The organism is Pseudoalteromonas obscura, assembly GCF_030135505.1.
Classification (GTDB): Bacteria; Pseudomonadota; Gammaproteobacteria; order Enterobacterales; family Alteromonadaceae; genus Pseudoalteromonas; species Pseudoalteromonas obscura.
On the sequence record NZ_JASJUT010000001.1, the window covers coordinates 411744 to 434486 of the forward strand.

Sequence of the window (22743 nt, forward strand, 5' to 3'; positions counted from 1 at the left end):
ATTATTTCGCTCGTACTATCTTGACCGTTGCCGTACCTGTTTTACCAGGCTCAGGAACTGAGACCTTTGCTAAAATGGGCTTAATTGTATACCCTTTCGCAATCAGGTCTTGCAATTGTTCGGCAAAACGCTTTGCTTCTGGCGTCACTTCCTGTCCATTTAACTTCCCTGTCGCCACCTGCTCTATCCACTTTTCACCACGTTCTTCCAAATTTAATTTATCTGGATTTGGAAACTTATCTCTATAACTGGATTTAGTTTCCACCAGCCAAATCGTTTTCTTTGACTCGTCTGGGTCAACACCTAATAAGTCAGCGCCATGGTTAGATTTATTTTTTACAATATCTTTAAAGTCTATACCCGTGCTGTCTTCAAAAAGCTGTTTGGCTATTTGCTCACCATAAAAGCCGTCGTTGCGGTCTGCAACATGTGAACCATCAACTTTAACCAAAAACTCATGCTCATCTTTAAATTCACTTAAATCAAGACGGTTTTTAACTGCATCGGCTACTTTAATATCGCCAATTTCACCACTGGGTTTGCCCTGTTTGCCCGAAGCAATATTGTCCTCAATATCCTTGAGCATGGCTGGCGACAGTACATCATTGCGTTTTAGCCAGTCAAGCATCTCTTCAAAAGACTTAAAACCGGGAATAGCCTTGCCAATTAGCCCACCAGCGGCTTGCTCCACGAGCCATTCTTGGAGCATTTCTTCACCCTTAGTAGGGTTCTTACCCATGGTGTCATAGATATCATGTAGTTCGTTGGCTGTAAGCGCGATATCAATTCCTTTCAACACCAATAAGCCTAGGGGTATCAAGAAAAATGCATTATGCTGCGCCGCATTTTCTGCAGTCATTGCAGCCAAATTAACATCACTATTGGCAATTAATGCCGCAGTTGCTCCTCCTAATTTCGCTAAGTCGACCCCAATTTCAGTAAGCTTAGCCACTTCCTTATTAAAATATGCTTGAGCACCTTGAGACTTATAAAACGCGGCAATTTCTGCATCACTAAACTGAGCATCACGCAGTAATTGAGCCCGGTCAGCCTCTCTTTGATAAAACTCTTCTAATTTTTTAGCTTTGTATGTATCAGCTATCAGCTCTCCAACAACCGCACCGCCAGCACCAGTCAAACAGCTCTCGCTTCCTCCACCAGAGGCTTGGCCTGCTTCGCTGGTTGCTATACCCAAAATACAACCTGCACCAGCATGCGCTAAATATCTAACAGAATTGGTAATGTCACCGCCTCTATACGCGGAGCCTATTGTAGATGACATATACTCACCTACTGCCGAGATACCTGCACTTTTCAGTGAGTTAGTGAAGCCCGCAGCAAAGTCAGAAAAATCTCCACCATTAATTACAGTCGAAATGCCCGCACTAATTGTTGAATTGACAACAGCCTGAGTTGCTTGGTTGCTTACTGATATAAGTGTATCTGTACTCAAGAAAGCAGCATCAGGGTTAACTTCCCCAAAAAACTGTAGGTCGCTGAAATGGCTCATCATGCCGGCTGTGGCCATTGAGATAACCAAGGCTCTGATACTCTCACTGCTCAGCATGCTGTTTAGCGTATCTCCGACACTATTACCCGCGGCTAAGCTGGATACAGCCTGAGTCGTCAAAGTAACCGCGCCAGCCGACATTGCAGCGCCCATCGAAGCGCTTTGGAACGCCGCTGAGATCGTACCTCCGTTACCGACCAGTCCTGCACCAGCAGGCCCCATCGCAACCGACACTGCAATCGCTATCACAGCCATTGCTGCAGGGCTTAAAGTGCTCGTACTTTTATCTATATGGAGTTTTGTTAGCTCCGTCGTAACGATATTTAAGTTGCTATTAACCTCAGGATCATCGTGCAATTGTTGCATCCAGCTCAGTGAAGGGACTCCCGAGAAGCCACTGATCACCGATGAAATATCTTCTCCTTCGTACTGCCCTAACTCCAGCGTGATACCATGGGTCGCATGCACCTTTACCCCACCAATGATCTCGTTATACACCGCTGTGTCGACCGTATCTTGTTTGGTTTCGGTCTTAATTTTCCAGGTGCCTTTTTTGACCTTGTTGTAGAAGTAGTCTTTTTGCTCTTTGGCCAATAAAAACTTCACTTGACCATTTCGCGCTTCGATGGATGCGCCATCTCCTGAGGTAATTTGAGCAGCTTGTAAAGTGACATCACCAAATTGAGAAGTGATTCGTACACCTTTACCTGCCTCTAACGCTGAGCGAATAGCCATTGTTTGAAACTGCTGCTCTTGCTCAGTAGTCTTGCCCCACTTTCCAGATTTCTGGCTTTGGTTTTGATTAAATTCGTTAAGAATATAAACGCCTTGACCCGCCAGCAGTTCGATCACACCTTCATCTGCATACAGTTCTGCAGCTTTAAGTTCAATCGCGCCCGATGCCATTAAATAGATGCTATCTTTAGCAGACAGTTTTGTGGTCAGGTGTTTGATTTCCGAACTTGATTGAGAATACTCGCCAACGGGCTCATTGTTAACGTAAGTGGTTTGTTGAGAAATTAACTGAATATTGCCATCAGCTCTTAGGCTGATTGTGTTTCCACTTACCGTACCGCCTTGAATAACCAAGTCACCCATGCTGTATATGCTAATATTTTCGCCATTAACAGAAGCAATTTGGCCAAATCGGGTCCCCTGTTCATATTCATTAGAGAAACGGTGCACCAGTGTTTTTTGCTCATACTGGCCCGCGATGATTTTAACATTTTCTCTGGCACTTAAATTGCCGGAATGGTTTCTTAAAGTACCACCAACAAATAGGTTCAGATCGCCATCGGAGGCTACCTGCGCGCCTGGATTGACAGTAAGGTCTCGCGCTGTACGTAAATATGTATCACGACCTGTTAGCAAGGTGCCATTGTTAACAGTAATATCTCTAAAGTTTACATCAGAGCCTGTAAATTCGACCAAGTGACCATTTACGGTACGTGTTTCTATTGTCGAAGCGCTCAGGTGTACCACTGGAGACAGTACTTTTTCCCCGTTGATGTCTCTAAACTCTGGCCAGATAAAATCTTTACCAAAACTGTCGTAGACTGATTTAGGTACTTGCTCACCAAAAGTAACACCGCCCTTTCCAGCCAATTCATAGGCATTTTGGTACAACTGCGTTATTTGAGCCGTTTCATCAGCATACGCGGTTGAGATCATGTTTCGGTTCAGCTCGGCATAAATTTGCGAGCGGATTAAACGTGATTGTACAAACCGGTCACCAACCTGCTTTGATAGCGGGTAATTTGGAAAAATGACTGTGATTGAGCTGCCAGCAAGATGAATCTTTTTAGGTGCTGGTAATGCGTGCTTCTTATTCCTCAACAAGAGCTGATGAAAACCAGCCATGGTCTGAGCATTTAAAGCGCGAGGTTGCTCCACAACATGCTTTGATTTCACATACATTGTTTGGCGGTTGTCAGGCACCTTAGTGATTGCGGGAGAGCTTGCCAGCAGTTGATTTGCATTGGTCTTATCAAAGGCGTTATAGGCCTGTGCCAGAGTTGGTAAACACACCTGCCCCAGCAACATAAAAATATTTAAGTAGGCAATGGCCTTTTTGTAAAATGGCACGGGCTTGTCGGCCAAGTTATCTTTTTTCATCTTAAATTCCATTTATTTACCATCCATCAAGACTGCCACAGTGACCGTGGGTGATTTGGATACGTCGCGAAGAGTTGGCGTGTCATGATCATTTAACTCATCATCTATCAAAATTTTATATCTGTAATTCACCGTCACTTTCTTACCGTCATCGCTGACAATAACATTTTGATATTCGAAATTTTGCGCAGTACAGGAGTAACGAGTATTGGCACAACGGTAGTCTTCAGAGCCGCTTACGTACTGCCTACTTCTAGCATAAGCTTTCGCAGCATCGTCTATTTCTTGGAAGGTATAACCTGTGTTTTCAAAATCTGCATCTGAGGATTCGCCAAGTATTGTACTTAAGGCAACTCTAACTGAGGAGTAGGTGCAATCTTCTGTTTGTGTCAAACCATGCTCTTCATAGCGATAGCCATCACATTTAAACAAACTTGCTGTAACCCATTGGTCGTCAACCTTGGGAAATGAATAGCCTTCATAAGTATCTTCATCCACAACTTTTACATACCGTTGGAAGTACTCCTTAATCTTGGTATTGATCGTTGCATCTAGTGAGTTTGACTCTGTTACAGTCAGGTCGCTTTGGCTTTCCATATTGGGGTTAATACCATACACATTACCGTGAATGGCTAGTAAGGTCTCACCTTCTACAGAAGTATCGACTGCTGCACCGCTACAATTACCTAAAGCAACACACTGTTTAATGGCATGAAAGTTACTTGTTTCTACTGTACTACTTAATTTGATGCCGATTGACTCTAAATCCAGCTTTTGGAAACGCGCATTGTCAAAAAGCTCAATATACGAAAATGCATTGACAAAACGACGCCTAGTCGAAGGTTCCGCTTTGCTGCCAATTTGGAACTCGCCAAAACTGACTATTCGCCCAGGTGGAGAATAAGCAGATATTTGAGTCCCAACTCCATGTTCAACTGTATCTTGGCTTCCTTTATTATCCGACGTATAAGCGTAACGAGATATAATGAAAGAGGTAGTTTCTAAACGATAACGTTCGTTAAATAATAAGGGTGTATCAATATGGAATATCCCCTGTTGGTTAAGACGTAAAATGGCTGAAGAGTTGCGAATATACTGACTTGCTTTTAGTTCCAATTTAGACTCTGCCGCTATTGAGACCTGCTCAGACTGAGCAGTGTTTACGCGAATACCTGCACTCCAGTCAACACCACTTGGCTCTTCAATATGGTAAGGGTTAATATTTTCGATGGCTTTAGCCACTATTTTTATGGTGTTCGCATGGACTTTTGCACTCAAGCGGCTCTGTGCAGATCCGGTAGCGCTGTAGCTAGAATATGGGCCATGCTTAACACTGTTAACGTCAATAGATGGCGCACTCAGTGACTTATTTTCCGGCCAATTTAACCTGTTGGTACGAGAACCATTAGTGAAAATACCATCGTTCAAATCAACGCTCAAAGTACCTGCTTTGATCACTCCACCAAAGGTATTGTAGACATCACCTTCGATTTCGATATTGATTTTTGAGCCACTTAGAGTGCCAGAGTTGATCAGTCGACTTGCAGCGAATTCGATACTCCCTGCATCAACATAACCTTGGTTTAACAGCCCTTTGTCTGAAAAACTCTTGATTGTTTGACCAATCAATCTAGAACCAGAACGAAAAGTCGTCGCACCGATTGCTTTCGTTGTGATGATACGGTCGCTAAAGAGCTTACCGTAAACATTCAATGTCGCACTTTCATGCTCCGCAATTTGAATAAACACGCCTTCTGCTGGCGCGTAAAATTGTCCCTGCCTTGTACTCGTTGCCAAAGCATCTGACATGGTATTGAGCTCAGTGCTAGCAGGGATAGTCACTGGCTGCGACGCAACAATACCAATACTCGCAGCTTTAAAAGTACCAGACGGCTGATAAGTATTCGACAGAGTCGTCGATGAAATCATATCAAGATCACTATAGCGAATAGAAAAGCGGCCCGGATACAAGTTAATACCGCCAGAACCCAGTACATAAGAGCCCCTACTTGATTGGATGAATCCACTATTGGGATGACGCTCTGCACGTAAATTTAAATCAATAACACCTGACGTTGCGATGCTATCTGCCATCACTTCAAGAGATTGCAAACCTGGTGCAGTTAGAGTTGAGATAGTCACCCTACCACTAGGTTGCGTTCTCACGATGCCGCCCGAAAGTGTGCCATTGATAAACGATACTCTTCCCGCATTATCAAAAGAACAGTTGCTACAACTAACAGTACCGCCTTGTGAAATAAACACTAGATCGATAGGCTTTCCCATCACTGAAACTGTATTTTGAATGTCAATTTCTGTTGCATTAATTACTAAGGTTTCAGTGCTACTATCATTAGGTATTTTGATAAGCAGAGGCTTACTAATTGTTGCGAATTTATTAAAGTTAAGCGTTGTTATTGCAGCTGTGCTATCAACAACCAGGAAATCACTGGAGGCTTCTGGTTTTTTATGTACTGAAAAAATAGGAGACTGGTTATATATATAATTCGATGCGCTTGCAGCGATACCTGAAGCAGCGCTTAACGTAAAGAAAAATATACATAAAAACACTCCCCCAAAAGGTTGAGAACGTTTTGCTTTCATTTCTATCCTCGTTTTTACAAAAAACGCCAATTGTATACAAATAAGAAACGGACTCAACTTTTACAAACCGAAATTTAAAAATTTTTAGATTTTATTTTTGTAACTGACATACATATAAATAGAAAATTAATATATTAATACCCATAATTAAAATCACCCTGATAGCAAATGCATTTTGTCAGTAATACGTTGGTATGAGTTGAATTAAACTTTAAATATCATGGTAACGAAATTAATTACAAAACGCTCAATATACAGCCAAGTTTAGTTACACATCATAAATCAGTCATGTCGATTAGTATGTTATGAGCAGTCGGCCAGTAGAGGTATCACATTGACTCGAACCACATTTTGCATAAATTCCGTACAAACACAGGTATGCAATTTATATAGACGTTCCAGTTCATTTTGATGTCTAAAAATAATTTAAGGGGAGGCCTGTATGAGGCTAAACAATGTTAAGTTTTTTCACATCCAATACTTATCAAAAAGCCGGATATAAAATTGTAAAGACATTTATTCCATATAAAAAGCTGCACAACGACTCCTTTTGGATTAATTCTAGGATATTGTTCTCAGTTGAATTTAATGTATAGCAATCACGAAAGAGGCCAGTTCTTAATCACACATACTTTTACTCTCGTTATTATATTAAGCATAAATGCGAGTTTTTCTTGTCAACGTCGAAGTAATCATATTGGACTTGCAGAAGTGAGCGAAGTTATAAAAGTTTGCCATATCGGAGTTTCGAGTAAAAATGAAGCAAAGTATCGGAGTTTTTTAACTTGCTATCTTCTCCCCCCATTAAAAGCTGTGAATACTGTACCATCGACGGTGATTTCCTCAATATCTCATGCTAAAAAGCCAATTCAATTAAATTCAGCCACTCCATAGGCCCAGCTATTTACTCACAAATTTTGAGATTCTTCATTTATTACTTTTTCATAAATACAGCATTGCTGCATGACACATTCTAAATCGAAATATGTCTATTTTTAAAACATAAACTTGTAAGATTCATAGAGATGATTAGCAATATGAAAATGTTAATATAAACACACCTCATGAATATCCTTTAATTGATACGTTAATAAATTGAAGTTTAGGAGCAGATAGTGGTACAATGCTGATTAATATCATCTAATATCAATCAATTAACGCTACATAACAGGACAATTTTTAATCGATTGAGTAGATATTAGGGATACTGATAAGATATAAATCTAATAATAAGGATAAGATAATGGACTCTACTCTATTTGTACCAATTTTAATCTCTGTGCTACAGGCAAATGGACCTGCACCACTAGAGCCTCATCAGGCTGAAAACATCTACTCTTGCCCAAAATTCACTATACCAGTAGACGGCTGCACGATTGTTGAATCTGACATAAGTGGCGTGCCTGACAAACTAGAAAACTGGTTCTTTGATATTGTCAACGAAGTTGCTGAAGAGTACACAGATGAGTGTAACACGCATGATAGAAACTATTGGACACTAGGTAAATCGAGGGATAGCTCTGACCAACAGCTTAGAGCCGATTTCAAAGAAGAGGCGACTGAATCATGGCTCGAAAAGCTTGGACCTGAATGGACATTAGTCAAAAAAGCATGGGAAGTTATGGCAGGGGTGCCAGATGACGCCTACTATTTCCCAAGACAACAGGACGCATATAATACCTACACAGGTATCGGCAAAAAAGTTAAGGCCAATCAGTGTTTCGAAACAGCTGCTGACCTCCCTATTGACGCATCGCTGTTAAACGTAGCCAAAGCCACTTTCCGTTCTATTACCAGCCGTGAACCTACATCTTATGAAGAGTTTGATATGGTTGAGCTGTACAACTCAAGAGATGGCGGCAACTTGAGCAACTTCAGAATTGCAGTTGATGCCTATGCAACGAGCAAAATCAACGTATCAGGTCCTGAAGCGAAAGTAGTCGTAACTAAAGATGTAGGCATAGACCAGTCTTCAATCACGTTCAGTGTTCCTCAATACTCAGCTGACGGCCAGAAACTGGAAACATACGTAAGAGCATTCGGTAAAGGTTCAAAAACTGGTTCTCTAACTTTGTCTTTCAAAGAAAAATACGACTATACATATACAATCTCTGGATTGGTCGTCGTGACTGATGAAAATGGCAACAGTGACTTCAAGAAGTTTGAAACGCAACTGAAAGTTAATGGATGGTGCTCAAATCGTGAAGGGGTAGCCTGCTACTAATTTTCAGCTAGTCTGATTAACAAAAAACAGTTGGCTACTTTGTTGCTGAGACTAACATAGTCAACTGTTTTTACCCTTGAAGCATAGTCAACTTGTATCAGCTCTTACTTCAATGTCACTAATTTCCTCCAGAAAAATATACGAGTTTATTAAGTTAGATAGTTTTATTCTCAGCAGGTATTAACGAAATTTGAACACAGTTTCCAACGCTCGTTGCCATTGAATACACACCTAGCCATCTCGTTTTATCAGTACTGAATTGGCTTAATACTACTGAAAAATGCGCACTCAGTTACCAACCATATCCTATATTTTAGAGATGTAGTGGAGTTAATTACCTTAGTTAGCCTCACCGGGATAACGTTTTTGAGATTCGCGCTTACATTGAAGTAAACGTACAGGGTCTTAATCTACAAAAGCCGTACTGCTCTATATTATTTTTATGCAAAAAAGCACGGTGTAAACACCGTGCTTTGAATTGATAATAGGACATCAAAGGCAAATCTATTAAGTCTTCATTGCTTTCGCCATTAAAATTCAAGTTTCATTATGACTGAATATTTAAACAGCAAAATAACTTGATTTGAGCAATAAATTTGCAGCTGCCTTGTCCGTCCAATTATCTTGCCGAATTATTGAAAGCGATATTTATCTATTATATTTTCAATTTTTAACTTGCCACTTTTTACTGCATTGAAGTCCTGTTCCGTAATTTCCTTAACGGTTACGCCTGATCCATGTGCACCACTGTCATAATTGACAAAAAACTTGCCCCTCTCTCGGACAACCATGCAGCAAACCCCTCTTATTTCTTCATAATCTGGTTTCATAACCTTATACTCCAAACAATTACTTAAACTTGAGCATTCTTAAGGGAACTTGAGTTACATCTAAGATAGCTTCTCGTACCCCTCCAGAAGTAACACCTCCAGGTACCCACATATCGTTCGCCCCCATCTCATTGCCACTTGGTAGACGTATCCCTCCCAATTCAGAAGGTAGAATATGCGCGGCTACGGTACCTCCATTGCTCAAGTCACCTGAATTTAAACCCAGCGCAATTTCTATTTCAGAAACATTGCCATTAGCACGTCGAACAATTTCATCAAAGTCACTTTTAGGCATAATAAAAGCTTCACTTGGGCCAATACTACCAAACTGATTGATGGCATCTTTTGTAGTAAATCGAACTGCTCCCCCTTTGAATCTATCTAAGTGAGAATCTATATATTCCTGTGACAGGTAGTCTTCAACTGGAGGCCTCTTTCCATTTTCTGGCTTTTTGAGAACTTCATCATATAACCTGTTAGCATCCCAGCCTGATTTTAAACTAATTTTATTGTCTTCAATGAAGCTGCCTAACTCAAGTTTATTCTCAACTTTGGCGCCCCAAGCAACTGGCCCAAATTCAAAGTCGACATGAGACTGCTGGCTTTCACCTGGTTTATAGTTCTGAGGTTTTCCAGACTCTAGCTTAGTCAGTATAGAATTAAGCTCTTCAACGACACGCTCAGGAACAATCCCTTTAGACTTCGCTATTTTAATCAAACTACCTAATGTTTCTGCGGCAGTTTTTCCAACAACAATATCGATACCAAGCGAAATAGCATGCTTTTTGATAATTTCGATCTGCTTTTGAGGGTTGTCTTTAGCAGCAGCTAACTCCTCTCCAATAGCGATCGCACCTTCAATTGTTTGATACAAGTCGTATGCTTTGTAGAGCATATAACCGGCCTGTAGAACAAACCAAAATGCATTATGTTCCGCTGCATTTTCGCCAGCATTAGCAGCTATATTAACCTCAGCTCCAGCGATAAACGCCCCTACTCCAGCACCCAACTTCGCAAGATCAACCCCCTTGGCTTTGATTTCGCTAAGTTGTTTCATTAGATTTGGCGCATTGGATTTAAGAAGTGCTTTTTTCTGCTCGTGCGTTAACCCAACAAATTTTGACTCATCTAAACCAAGGTCTTTTAAGATGCCTTCTAACTCAGCTTGCTTGGTATGATAATCTTGACTTGATTTGTATTTGTCAGCGACTACCTCTCCAATTACGGCACCGCCCGCCCCAGATGCACATGCAGTGCCTTTTTCAGCATTATTTGCACTCGCTGAAGCGGCTCCTATTGCACAGCCAAGTGCTGCATGAGATAAGTATCTAACAGCTTGATCTATCGTTCCATCATCTGCCAGTTCACCGATTTTGGAAGCCATTTTTTCACCCACGGTGTTAATGGCAGAAGCTCTCAATGAATTGACAAATTGACCTTTGAAATCACCAAAATCACCACCGTTAATTAGCGTTGATACGCCAGCACTAACCGTAGCATTTGCAACAGCCATGGAAACTTGGTTTGCTAAATCAATCGCATTTTGGCTTTCAAAAAATGTAGAGCCAATGTCTGCATTGCTAAAAAACTTCAGGCTTTTAAATGCTTCGCTGTTTAATATACCCGCGGTAACCATTGAAGTCGCAAGAGAGCGGATACTGTCTTCTTGTAACATCGACTCCAAAGTACCATCGATTCCCTTGCCACTGGCCAGTCCTACAGCTGCTTGTGTTGCCAACGCCAAAGCACCCGCTTGCATCGCGGCACCATTGATCACACCGAAGGAACCAATTGATCCTGTGGAACCGATTAATTCCGCGCCACCAGGACCCATCGCAACAGATACAGCAATCGCAATAACCGCCATAGCCGCTGGGCTCAATGTACTGGTTTTATCGTGTTTATGGATTCTTTCTAATTTTTGATAAACGAGATCAATATTGCCTGAAAGCTCAGGATCATTGTGCAGATCTGACATCCAGCTTAAGCTGTTGCTACTGCTAAATGTATTTAGCGTATCCTGTAGGCTTTCTCCTTCATACTGCCCCAGTTCAAGCGTAATTCCGTGGGTCGCTTTGACCTTAACACCGCCGATGATCTCGTTATACACCGCAGTATCGACCGTATCTTGCTTAGTTTCGGTCTTTATTTTCCAGGTGCCTTTTTTAACCCGATTGTAAAAATAGTGGTCCTGCTCTTTGGCAAGCAACAGATTTACTTTGCCGTTACGCGCATCTATCGTAGTCCCTTCACCAGAGTTTATTTTGGCTGCTTTTAATGTAATATCGCCGAAATCCGACGCTACCATTATGCCTTTACCCGCCTCTAATGCTGAACGCACGGCAATAGTCTGGAACTCCTGCTCTTGCTCTGTAGTTTTGCCCCACTTTGCACTAGATTGCTTCTGGAACTGATTAAACTCATTGGATACAAAAATCCCCTGGCCTGCCAGTAGCTCAATAACCCCTTCATCGGCATGTAACTCTGCTGCTTTGAGTTCAATCGCACCAGACGCCATTAGGTAGATACTGTCTTTAGCAGACAGTTTTGTAGTCAAGTGTTTGACTTCAGAAGTTGATTGCGAATATTCGCCAACCGGTTCATTGTTAACGTAGCTAGTTTGTTGAGAAATTAGTCGAATATTGCCATCAGCACGTAAACCGATAGTATTGCCAGTTATCGTACCGCCCTGAATAACAATGTCACCCATGCTTCGAATACGAATATTCTCGCCACTGACCGAGGCAATTTCACCAAAGCGAGAGCCTCGCTCATAGCGGCTAGAAAAACGGTGTACTAACGTTTTCTGCTCATATTGACCAGCAATAATGTCTACATTGTCTCTTGCTGTCAGGCTACCTGATAAGTTTCTTAAAGTACCACCAACAAATAGGTTCAGATCGCCATCTGAGGCGACTTGTGCTCCGGGATTAACAGTAAGGTTTCGCGCTGTGCGTAAATAAGTATCACGGCCTGTTAGCAAGGTGCCATTGTTAACAGTAATGTCTCTAAAGTTTACATCGGAGCCTGTAAATTCGACTAGGTGACCGTTTACGGTGCGCGTTTCTATTGTCGATGCGCTCAGGTGTACCACTGGAGACAGTACATTTTCTCCATTGATCTCTCTAAACTCTGGCCAGATAAAATCTTTCCCAAAACTGTCGTAAACTGATTTAGGTACTTTCTCACCAAAAGTAACACTCCCCTTTTTAGCCAGTTCGTATGCATTTTGGTATAACTGCGTTATTTGAGCCGTTTCATCAGCATACGCAGTTGAGATCATGTTGCGGTTCAGCTCGGCATAAATTTGCGAGCGGATCAGGCGTGATTGAACAAACCTGTCCCCCACCAGCTTTGCCAGCGGGTAATGCGGAAAAATAACCGTGATCGAGCCTGTGGAAATAGGGATATATTGTGGTGAAGGCAGTGCTGACTTTCTATTGTCCAGAAGCAGTTTATGAAAACCAGCTATGGTCTGAGCATTTTGAGCGCGTGACTGCTCCGCGATGTGCTCAGATTTAACATACAATGTTTGGCGATTGCTCGACTCCTTAGTAAATGCAGGAGAGCTTGCCAGTACTTGTGCAGCATTCGTCTTGTCAAAAGCATTATAAGCGTGAGCCAGGGTTGGCAAACACACCTGCCCTAGCAACATAAAAATATTTAAGTAGGCAATGGCCTTCTTGTAAAATGGTACGGGCTTATCAGCCTCATTATTTTTTTTCATTTTAAATTCCATTTATTTACCAGCCATCAATTCCGCCACTGTGATCGTGGGTGATTTGGAGATATAGCGAATAAAGGGTGTGTCAAAATCGTCTAACTCATCATCAATCGAGATTTCATACTTGTAACTCACTGTCACTTTTTTACCGCCGTCACTGACTACAACATTCTGGTATTTAAAGTTTTGCGCGGTGCAGCTGTAACGTTGATTATCACAGCGGTAGTCTTCTGCGCGGCTCACATATCTCCTGCGACTTGCATAAGATTTCGCAGCATCAGTCACTTCTTTAAAGGTGTAACCTGTATTTTCAAAATCTGCATCTGAGGATTCGCCAAGTATCGTACTTAATGCCACTCTTACTGAGGAATAACTGCAATTCTCAGTTTTAACTAAACCGTGCTCTTCATATCGATAGCCATCACATTTATACAAATACGCAGTAACCCATTGATCTTGTACTTTAGGAGATGAGTAGCCTTCATAAGTATCTTCATCCACAACTTTTACATACCGTTGGAAGTACTCTCTAATCTTGGCGTTGGTCGTCGCATTCAATGAATTTGAATCAGTGACAGTCAGGTCGCTTTGACTCTCTACATTCGGGTTAATACCATATACATTGCCATGAATGGCCAGTAAGGTTTCACCTTCAACAGAAGTATCAACCGATGTACCGCTACAGTTTCCGATGGCCATACACTGCTTAATGGCGTAAAAATTATCTGTTGCGACCGTACTGCTTAATTTGATGCCAATTGATTCCAAATCTAGTTTTTGGAAACGCGCGTTACCAAAAAGCTCAATGTACGAAAATGCATTGACAAAACGACGTCTGTTCGAAGGTACTGATTTACTGCCAATTTGAAACTCGCCAAAACTGACTATTCGCCCCGGAGGTGAGTAAGCCGCAATTTTCGTCCCGACTCCCTGCTCTACCGTATCGCGGCTTCCTTTATTTTCTGACGTATAAGCGTATCGAGAAATAATGTAAGAGGTCGTTTCAAGGCGGTAACGTTCATTAAATAACAGCGGTGTATCAATATGGAATAGCCCCTGCTGGTTAAGACGTAAAATGGCAGAAGAGTTGCGAATATACTGACTTGCTTTAAGTTCTATTTTTGACTCTGCTGCAATAGAGACCTGCTCCGACTGAGCTGTGTTTACGCGAATACCAGCACTCCAGTCAACACCGCTTGGCTCTTCAATATGGTAAGGGTTAATATTTTCGATGGCTTTAGCCACTATTTTTATGGTGTTCGCATGAATTTTTGCGCTGAGGCGGCTTTGTGCTGTACCCGCTGTGCTATAGCCTGAATATGGGCCATGCTTTAAGCTATTAACATTAATAGACGGTGCCAGCAATGACTTGTTTGTAGGCCAGTTTAGTCTGTTGGTTCGAGAGCCATTGGTGAAAATACCATCATTCAAATCAACGCTCAAAGTGCCCGCTTTGATCACACCGCCAAAGGTATTGTATACGTCACCTTCGACTTCGATATTAACTTTAGAACCATTTAAGGTGCCTGAGTTAATCAGTCGGCTAGCAGCAACCTCTATACTCCCTGCATCAATATAGCCCTGATTTAACATCCCGCGGTCTGAAAAACTCTTGACGGTTTGGCCAATCAGCCTAGACCCAGATCGATAAGTCGTCGCACCGATGGTTTTTGTTGTGATGATACGGTCGCTATAGATCTTACCGTAGACATTCAACGCCGCACTTTCATGTTCAGCTATTTGAATAAACACACCTTCTGCTGGCGCGTAAAACTGTCCCTGTCGCGTGCTAGTCGCCAAAGCATCCGACATGGTATTGAGTACAGTGCTAGTAGGAATAGTCACTGGCTGCGACGCAACAATACCAATACTTGCTGCTTTAAAAGTACCAACCGGTTGGTAAGTACTCGAAAGGGTCGTCGAAGAGATCATATCGAGATTGCTATAACGAATAGAAAAGCGACCGGGATACAGGTTAACCCCCCCAGATCCCAGCACATACGTGCCCCTACTTGATTGAATGAATCCACTATTAGGATGACGCTCAGCGCGTAAATTCAAGTCAATAACACCTGATGTAACAATGCTATCGGACATCACTTCAAGAGATTGCAAACCTGGCGCACTTAGGTTTGAGATAGTCACTTTACCACCGACTCGCGTTCTGACAATGCCACCAGAAAATGTGCCATTTACAAAAGATACTCTCCCCGCATTATCAAAAGAACAGTTATTACAACTTACAGAGCCTCCATTTGATATAAACACTAAATCCACGGGCTTACCCATCACCGAAACCAAATTTTGAATATCAATTGATGACGCATTAACCACTAAGGTTTCAATATTACTGTCACTGGGGATCTTGATAAGTACAGGCTTACCAATTGTTGCAAACTTATTAAAGTTAAGCGTCGTCACTGCTGCTGAACTTTCTACAACCAAAAAGTCTGTGGAGGCACTAGGTTCATGATGTACCGAAAAAGTAGAAGATTGATTATATATATATCCCGATACACGCTCAGTAGCATTTACTACCGTACTTAATGCAGAGAAAAACATACATAAGAGCACAACCCGAAAAGGCTGAGAACATTTTGTTTCCATATCTATCCTTAATTTCACAAAAAAAACCATTGTATACATATTAGAAACAACATCAACTTTTATGTACCTAAAGTTAACTTAGCTAAAATACAAGGATATATCTGATATATAAGTAAAAAAGCAGCCATAAGGCTGCTTTTTTAGGTTTTTTGGTAATAAAAATTTCGAATCTCCCATGAGGAAATGAATATTTTCATGCGACCAATTTAGGACCATATCTGGCCATTGTTGTGTGTTGCCAATTAAGTTTTGGCATGGTTATTTGTTCCTTTAGCATGTTGTATCGATATAAGCCGCTGCGCAATGGCACCCGCTCAAATCTAGAGAGCAACATAGTAAACAAACAAATGAATGGCTATTACAAGGTATTACACGCATTGAATAATCAACAACGATAGCGGCAAAGCTACATCAAAATGAGTCGCTCTTTTTCTATACTTTCTAAAAAGTCTTTCGCAGCTTCTTTATTGTCCTCATTTTTAGACTTGTTCTGACGATAGTCTGTTGCAATCTCTTCGAGTTTTGCGAGGATCACTCTGCGTTCTAATATTGAGTGAGTCTTGTGGTATTTCTCCAACTGCTCTGCGACTTGTGCCTTGCTAGTACTAAACTCAAAAATCCAAATACTTTTGCGCTGAACCGCTTCATTCCAAACTTTGGGTGTCCATATATAAGTGCCACTGGTAGGTAATTTATCTCTCTCCGCTTTGATTTTTTGATAGGTTTTTACAAACTTAAGACGCTGTGGCATCAACTTGAGCAAGTTAGTATACCTTTCACTCACATCCTCTTTTTGCAGTGGGCTCAAATGGCTATAAACCGTTTTCCTCGCAACTTCTGGCAGCTTTCTCTTCGCTTCATCTTCTGTGTACTCAATGTGACTGTGGTCTTTCTCTAGCTGATTGACCCATTTGTCAACAGAGAGTGTTTCTTTAGTTACTTTTACGGGTTCAGGCTTGTCTTTGACAAACTTACCTTGTGAACGTTCAACGATGTAACCTTTGCCATTCGGGCTCCTTTTAATTGTGCCATCTAGCGTATATTCACCTAGGGTCCAATCTCCTATGGAAACAGATGCAATCTCTTTTTCAAATGTCAGTACTTTAGCTTTGATGGATGCCCCAACTTCAGCTTCTAACGATCCAGTTAAGCTGAAGTCACCTTGCATTGGCCAATCTTTATCGATACCAAACTGCCCAAAGCTATCTCCACCTTGCCCACGGGTGTATTTTAAACGACCCGACGTCAAGATTTTGCCCTCAATACCGCCACGTATCTCACCAAATAACCCACCTTGAACCTTGGCCAAGTATGGGACGCCAACAAACGCCCCGGCTTCAATTCTGGCCTTAGCTTTTGCACTGGCAGAGGCTTCACCAAATACATTGAAGAGCATTTGCGTTTCTGTGTTATCTTCTTCCTTGTTTTGAATCCGAGCACCAATTCCGGCTGCGAAATCAAAACCTCCAGTGATATCTACACCCACTCCAGCAACGCCAGCGCCGACTGGAAAATCTAAGGAAAATGCAGGAAAACTAATGCCCTTCTTCCACTCTCCCGATATTCCACCTTCGCGTTTTTCGTTATCGTAGTATGCTTCCAGCCCTAATATGCGTGCTCTAAGTAACTGCAATCCATTATTTTCATCTTTTTCATAAGTGAACTTTCCACCTTCAAATTTGAGTGAATTCAGCCCTTGATGCACTTTTAACTGTTTGAGTTCAAACACTTTCCCAAAGTCAAAATTACCGGAGAAAAAGTCTGATTCAACAATGGCCTTTTTGTTTAAAACCTTGGAGTTGTCGTGCTCCAGATCCATATAAGCGTTTTCAGCTTCAATGGCGTCTTTAGTAAACTTTGCCTTTGTCATTGCCAGCGTCATGGTCGTATGTTTACTGACCGGGATCTCAACATCTGCTTGCTCAATTTCACCGCCTAGTTGCTCGTCGTGATACATCACCTTAGCTTGGCTTATAGATGCCTTAACGCCTCCTGGTAAACCATGTAAAGAAGCATCTGTACTGACTTCAAACTCTGGCGCGGTGTCTTTTGCAATGTCAACTTCACCACTTGGGTTGCTAATCGATAAGAAGTTAGGGATCACTTCAAACGTATCTGACGAAGAAATTTTTGTTCTACCAGATTTGAATCGACCTGCGGTATCAAGTTTTAGGTCAAATTCCCCATCCAGCTTTTTTTTGTCCCACAAAGGAACATGTGCGTCACCTGCAAAATGCACTTCTTTTTGCTGCTTGTTGTAATCCAGTGACATTAAGTCTGAATACACACGCTTATTCGCAATATCAAGCCCTACAATACTGGCTTTAAAACGAGATAGGCCTTCTTCATTTATCACTAACTCATCACCTAAAACCTGATGCGCTGCGATAAAACCACTAAACCCGACCCCCTGCTGACTGGCAAATACGGGCTTAACAGACACTTCCCAACCACTACCAAAGGGTAATTTGATATCTACGTCCCCACCAAATTGCTGGCCGAGCAAGTTTACTTTTGCCACACCAGTACCATGAAGCCCCGCTCTCTTTGGCTTACTGACTCCATCTTCCCAATCCATCAGCTCCGGTTGATTAATACCCAATGAAACGAATTTATTATCGACAATATTGGGAGATGACTGCTCTTCTTCATCTGCGGGCTGTCCTGAGTCATCTGCTTCATCAGCTTCAGATACTCCGATTAAACGGGCTACGCGGCTAGCAAGTTTATCTTGGATGTACTGCACCCAAGCTTGCAAGTCTGCAACTAATGCACGCAATGCTCCATGAGCATCACTTCCTTTTTTAAGCCATTGATAAATATAGGGCTCATCTATATCACCCCATGCTGTAGCGATCCAGCCACCGTTGTAAAACTTATTGGCCGCCCACAGCCAAATTTTTCCCACAGCCCACAGTACTGCAGACACAACACCTGGGGGCACTTTGGCTAGCATTAGCAAGGCTTGTGAAATAGCAGTTACCCAAGGGTTTAAGGATTTTAAAGACGTAACCGCATAATTAAATACACTTGAGATGATCAGTTTAGCTGTGGCATCTCCTTTGAAATGGTCCCAAACTACTTGGGAAGCGTAACGCTTGGCGACATCGACACCTGATGACAGCAAATCGACGTTCACTGAGTCTGAATTGAGTGCATTGCTTACCGAAGACGCGGTGCGCGTTGGGTAAGTAGCTAACTCTTCTTGTTGATGCATGTAGATGATTTCCTTTTGTTGCTTGTATCGAAATGAGTCGTGGTAGGATTGTTGGGAACTCACAAGCCGTAAACCTTTCATGGTGAGGCAATAAAAAGTGTATGCCTTGGCGAGGTGAAATAAGCAGCTAATCTTTTAACGCCACTTTCAAAGCATCGATACGAGTTTGCTCCGATGTCCAAAGCTAGCTGTTTTTTTGCTTGCCGATTCAATCCTTGTAGTCTTTATCACGAGTGCGTTTGCCGTCGCTATGCGACAAATCAAGCGGCTTAGTCAATCCTTTTTTAGTTGGTCAGCGCCGCATATATAGCCTTGTTGTCTTACTATTGACCGCCTTATTTGCAAATGCCGACGTAGTCCCAATGCCTACCGTAGAGGCATGTTTTTTCTTGGGGACTGATATTGTGGTACTCAGGGCTAGCCTTCGGGTGATTAATACTGGTCACATCTGTACAGGAGTACTCAGAACCTTTACAGCACAAGCAAAGATTGCTTTGGGTGTCACTTCATTTTTATAAGGTGTGGGGGCCATTGGTAATTAACACATCAATTCAGACTGTGCAAAATAGGTTGGTCGTAACTAAACTTATGATGAATTTGGCTTGTCTGAGCATGTATGTCACGAATCTTTGGTTGCTCCTTTATCTCTGGCGTTCTGTTTTTTTGCACCGTAATAAACGCTCAGGATAATGCACTTTCTGTATATACCGAACACTTTGCCCCCTATACCATAGTAGGTGAGGGTAACAGGCTTTCTGGTAGTGCCGTGTCTAAGGTCAATCAAGCACTTACCCTGGCAGGTATTGAAACCAATATCGAGGTTGCTCCTTGGGCACGCGCTTATAATATGGCTTTGAACCAACCCAATGTGTTGCTCTTTTCCATGGCAAAAACGCACCAACGTACTCCCCTGTTTCACTGGCTCTATAAAATCACCACCTTAAAGTATGATTTTTATTCTCTGCGTAGTGGAAAAATCAGTGTAACCAGTATCGAGGATGCCCTTACTTATACAACAGTCGCAATCCGGGGCAGTTATGAAGAAAGTAAGCTTCTGAGTTTAGGTTTTACAGAAGCCGACAACCTTGTTGTCGTTGCCAATATGGAGCAAGCATGGCAAATGCTTAGTAAAGGCAGGGTGCACACTATGTTTGCCTCTCATATTCCTGCCCAAATTGCGACCAAGCATGCTCCTCAATACATACGTCATCAGGCCATAGATGACAGCCAAGAGCTCTATGTCGTGGCGAGTTTATCTACTGACGTGCAATTTATTGAGGCGCTTAAACTAGCCTTTGAGCAGTTGGAAAAAACTTCCCCTTAAACTGCGATCCCGTCCGCCAGCCCTATCCACAGTCCTCTTACCATCAAATCTTGACAAACAAGCGGTATAGCCTACCCTCCAAAGATATAGGTAAGACCCTCGCTGACGAAAAAAGATCACCGTTTTGATTGTGCGACACAGTCATTGATCCGCTGCAGTTCGTAGGGTTAAGGCGAAAGCATGACTCAAATACATCACAACAAAAACCTAGTAGCCCTAATATGCTCCGCCGCCCTGCTCACCAGTTCAATAACGTATGCACATAATGAGCAGTCCGGCACATTAATGGAGCTCAGTCTTGAAGACTTGCTCGACCTAACCGTGTCATCTGCTTCCGGTATTGAAGAAACACTGCGCGATGCCCCAGCCGCTATGGTAATCATCACTGCTAAAGATATTAAACAGCGTGGTTACACCAGTATTGATGAGGTCATTCTAGATTTACCTGGATTTGACAGCACAGTAACCAATGGTAATGGCGGCGTGATCACCTATCAGCGCGGTTATCGAACACCACTCACCCAGCGCACCCTGATGCTAGTCAATGGTATAGTAGATAACCATTTGTGGTATCACGAAGCTACCCTGTCAAAAAACTATCCACTATCCAACATCGAGCGTATAGAAGTACTCTATGGCCCGGTTGGTGCAGTTTACGGACCCAATGCATTTTTAGGGATCATAAACTTGGTTACCTCAAATGCTAAAGATAGGTATAAGAATGATGACTTTTTTACAGTGAACGTTCAGTCAGGTAGCTATGATACCCAGAGCGTTGACCTAACCGCAGGTGGCAACCACAAAAAACTGACCTATAACCTGTCTGCAAAATACTACTCCAGTGATGAAGCAGATATTGATGATCTAGCTCCCTGGGGGTTTGTAAGTAACGAACTATTGAGTAACCGAGATATCTGGGGACCTGTGATTTACGACACTGCTCTGTCAGCTAATTGCGATGCAGATGGCTGTCCTCACAGCTCTAAATACAACGACTTTGGCAGCTACCACGACCCACAAAGGGAATGGGGAGTTCTGGCCGATGTGACATTTAAAAACCTGACTTTGGGAATTATTGAATGGGACATGCGTCATGGCTGGGGCCCACAATACCCTCATGACAGAGCCCAGCCAGCGGCCCAGTGGTATCGCACTTCTGAACAGTTTTACCTGCGCCATGCCGGTTCGTTACAAGACAAAGTGCAGGTAGACACTATGCTGCTCAGCAGAAAAAGTAATAATGGTGGCTACTGGGTTGAGGCCTTTCCAGGGTCAACTGCACTGACTGGTCCAGAGGTTGTCTCAACACTGACTATTTCGCACTGGCGAACCTCTAATAAAAGCTGGCTTTTCAAACAAGATTACGAGTTCGATTACAGCGAACAATTAAAAATAAGTGGCGGTATTAAGTTTGAGGATAAGGAACTGACTAAAGCATATGATGCCTGTGGTTATTTTGCAGAGACATTCTGCTCATCAGATACGCCCGAAACCGCGGGTGATGGAGTTGCACTCAACACAGACAGTACTATTAATATCCAACCTGATACATTAAGCCAGATGCCCGACGAAAACTTAGCCAGTTTAACTGACAGAGGGGCCTACATTCAGGCCATCTGGAACATCAATAACTGGCGCATTAATGCAGGGCTAAGACATGACAAAAACAGTCTGTACGGCAGCACCACCAACCCCAGAGCGTCAGCTATTTATTTTCTCTCTAATCAATCAACTGTCAAGTTACTTTACGGTACGGCTTTTCAGGAACCCGCTCCAATACAATTGTGGGGAGGCTGGAGCGGCCGAGCCGCAAACCCTAACTTGAAGCCCGAAAAAGCGGAGAACTTTGAAGTCATCTACATGTACCAACAAGATAACTGGCTGCACGACCTGTCACTGTTTACTGCCAGATACGACGATGTCATTAAAGAAGAGGCTGAAAACGCAGGAAAACGCAGCACTTATGGACTAGAGTATCGCGGCAAGTTTGAGTTCAGTAACTTCATGACAGACGCTGCCAATATCACCGGTTATCTGTACTACACCTACACGAAGTCAAAAAGCAGTGTCAGCTACGACCATGAGCTCGGAACATGGGTTGGTGACGGGATCGAAAACTGCCATGAAATAGCTCAGGAACATACTTTGTCATATGATCCATGTAGTAACCTCGATACAGAGCTTGGCGATATTTCTCCGCATAAAATTAATGTGGGTATTAATGTGCCTGTCAGTGACCAATTCAATGTAAATTTAAGAGCCAACTGGATAGCCAGTAAGCCTCTGTATTTAAGAAACGCGCTGCGCGCAAAACACAGAGAAAATGACGCTTACTTAACCGTTGATGCGAATATCTCTTATCAATTCGAATCGTTCAAAGTAGCATTTAAGGTGAAGAACCTCTTTGATGAAATCTACTACCATTCCGGCGCAGAAGCCGCAGCCAGTGGCGACGACTTTGAGCAGCGTTCTCAAGGCTGGGCAAACTCTCTGATCCCACAGCCCAAACGCAGCTTTATGGTGACAGTAAGCATGCAGTTTTAGTTGAGTTTGTGTTGTTAAACTGTTCACCCTTAAAGCAAGATTTT

General features: G+C 42.5%; 9 protein-coding genes. 3 read left to right on the forward strand and 6 right to left on the reverse strand.

Translation table 11 applies throughout. From position 1 onward, the window contains the following. Position 1 precedes the first annotated feature (1 nt). The gene (locus QNM18_RS01805) at positions 2-3625 is read right to left on the reverse strand and encodes a DUF637 domain-containing protein (protein WP_284136137.1); all 3624 of its coding nucleotides are present in this window, start codon (positions 3623-3625) and stop codon (positions 2-4) included. Positions 3626-3637: 12 nt separating this feature from the next. After that, positions 3638-6229: a hypothetical protein gene (locus QNM18_RS01810; RefSeq protein ID WP_284136138.1), complete on the reverse strand. Its 2592-nt coding sequence runs from the start codon at positions 6227-6229 to the stop codon at positions 3638-3640. Between the two features lie 1243 nt (positions 6230-7472). Between QNM18_RS01810 and QNM18_RS01815 the strand changes: the two genes are divergently transcribed. Then, positions 7473-8453 (forward strand): hypothetical protein, encoded by a 981-nt coding sequence (locus tag QNM18_RS01815; protein ID WP_284136139.1) that lies wholly within the window; start codon positions 7473-7475, stop codon positions 8451-8453. Positions 8454-9085: 632 nt separating this feature from the next. Here QNM18_RS01815 and QNM18_RS01820 read toward each other — a convergent pair. The 4 genes from QNM18_RS01820 to QNM18_RS01835 form a co-directional block, all read right to left on the reverse strand. Next, the gene (locus tag QNM18_RS01820; protein WP_239426583.1) at positions 9086-9283 is read right to left on the reverse strand and encodes a hypothetical protein; all 198 of its coding nucleotides are present in this window, start codon (positions 9281-9283) and stop codon (positions 9086-9088) included. Positions 9284-9302: 19 nt separating this feature from the next. Beyond that, a complete protein-coding gene (locus QNM18_RS01825; protein ID WP_284136140.1) occupies positions 9303-13010 on the reverse strand; it encodes a DUF637 domain-containing protein in 3708 nt (1235 codons plus the stop codon). Between the two features lie 12 nt (positions 13011-13022). Beyond that, the gene (locus QNM18_RS01830; RefSeq protein ID WP_284136141.1) at positions 13023-15614 is read right to left on the reverse strand and encodes a hypothetical protein; all 2592 of its coding nucleotides are present in this window, start codon (positions 15612-15614) and stop codon (positions 13023-13025) included. 406 nt (positions 15615-16020) lie between these two features. Further along, positions 16021-18831 (reverse strand): hypothetical protein, encoded by a 2811-nt coding sequence (locus QNM18_RS01835; protein ID WP_284136142.1) that lies wholly within the window; start codon positions 18829-18831, stop codon positions 16021-16023. A gap of 616 nt (positions 18832-19447) precedes the next feature. Between QNM18_RS01835 and QNM18_RS01840 the strand changes: the two genes are divergently transcribed. After that, a complete protein-coding gene (locus QNM18_RS01840; RefSeq protein ID WP_284136143.1) occupies positions 19448-20155 on the forward strand; it encodes a substrate-binding periplasmic protein in 708 nt (235 codons plus the stop codon). A gap of 180 nt (positions 20156-20335) precedes the next feature. Then, positions 20336-22699, forward strand: a complete 2364-nt coding sequence (locus QNM18_RS01845) for a TonB-dependent receptor plug domain-containing protein (RefSeq protein WP_284136144.1) — start codon at positions 20336-20338, stop codon at positions 22697-22699. The last annotated feature ends 44 nt before the right edge of the window (positions 22700-22743 follow it).

What these genes read in the sequence shown, in the direction of transcription:
- QNM18_RS01805 (WP_284136137.1), bottom strand. Translation starts at nt 3,625, where the DNA reads ATGAAAAAAGATAACTTGGCCGACAAGCCCGTGCCATTTTACAAAAAG.
- QNM18_RS01810 (WP_284136138.1), bottom strand. Translation starts at nt 6,229, where the DNA reads ATGAAAGCAAAACGTTCTCAACCTTTTGGGGGAGTGTTTTTATGTATA.
- QNM18_RS01815 (WP_284136139.1), top strand. Translation starts at nt 7,473, where the DNA reads ATGGACTCTACTCTATTTGTACCAATTTTAATCTCTGTGCTACAGGCA.
- QNM18_RS01820 (WP_239426583.1), bottom strand. Translation starts at nt 9,283, where the DNA reads ATGAAACCAGATTATGAAGAAATAAGAGGGGTTTGCTGCATGGTTGTC.
- QNM18_RS01825 (WP_284136140.1), bottom strand. Translation starts at nt 13,010, where the DNA reads ATGAAAAAAAATAATGAGGCTGATAAGCCCGTACCATTTTACAAGAAG.
- QNM18_RS01830 (WP_284136141.1), bottom strand. Translation starts at nt 15,614, where the DNA reads ATGGAAACAAAATGTTCTCAGCCTTTTCGGGTTGTGCTCTTATGTATG.
- QNM18_RS01835 (WP_284136142.1), bottom strand. Translation starts at nt 18,831, where the DNA reads ATGCATCAACAAGAAGAGTTAGCTACTTACCCAACGCGCACCGCGTCT.
- QNM18_RS01840 (WP_284136143.1), top strand. Translation starts at nt 19,448, where the DNA reads ATGTCACGAATCTTTGGTTGCTCCTTTATCTCTGGCGTTCTGTTTTTT.
- QNM18_RS01845 (WP_284136144.1), top strand. Translation starts at nt 20,336, where the DNA reads ATGACTCAAATACATCACAACAAAAACCTAGTAGCCCTAATATGCTCC.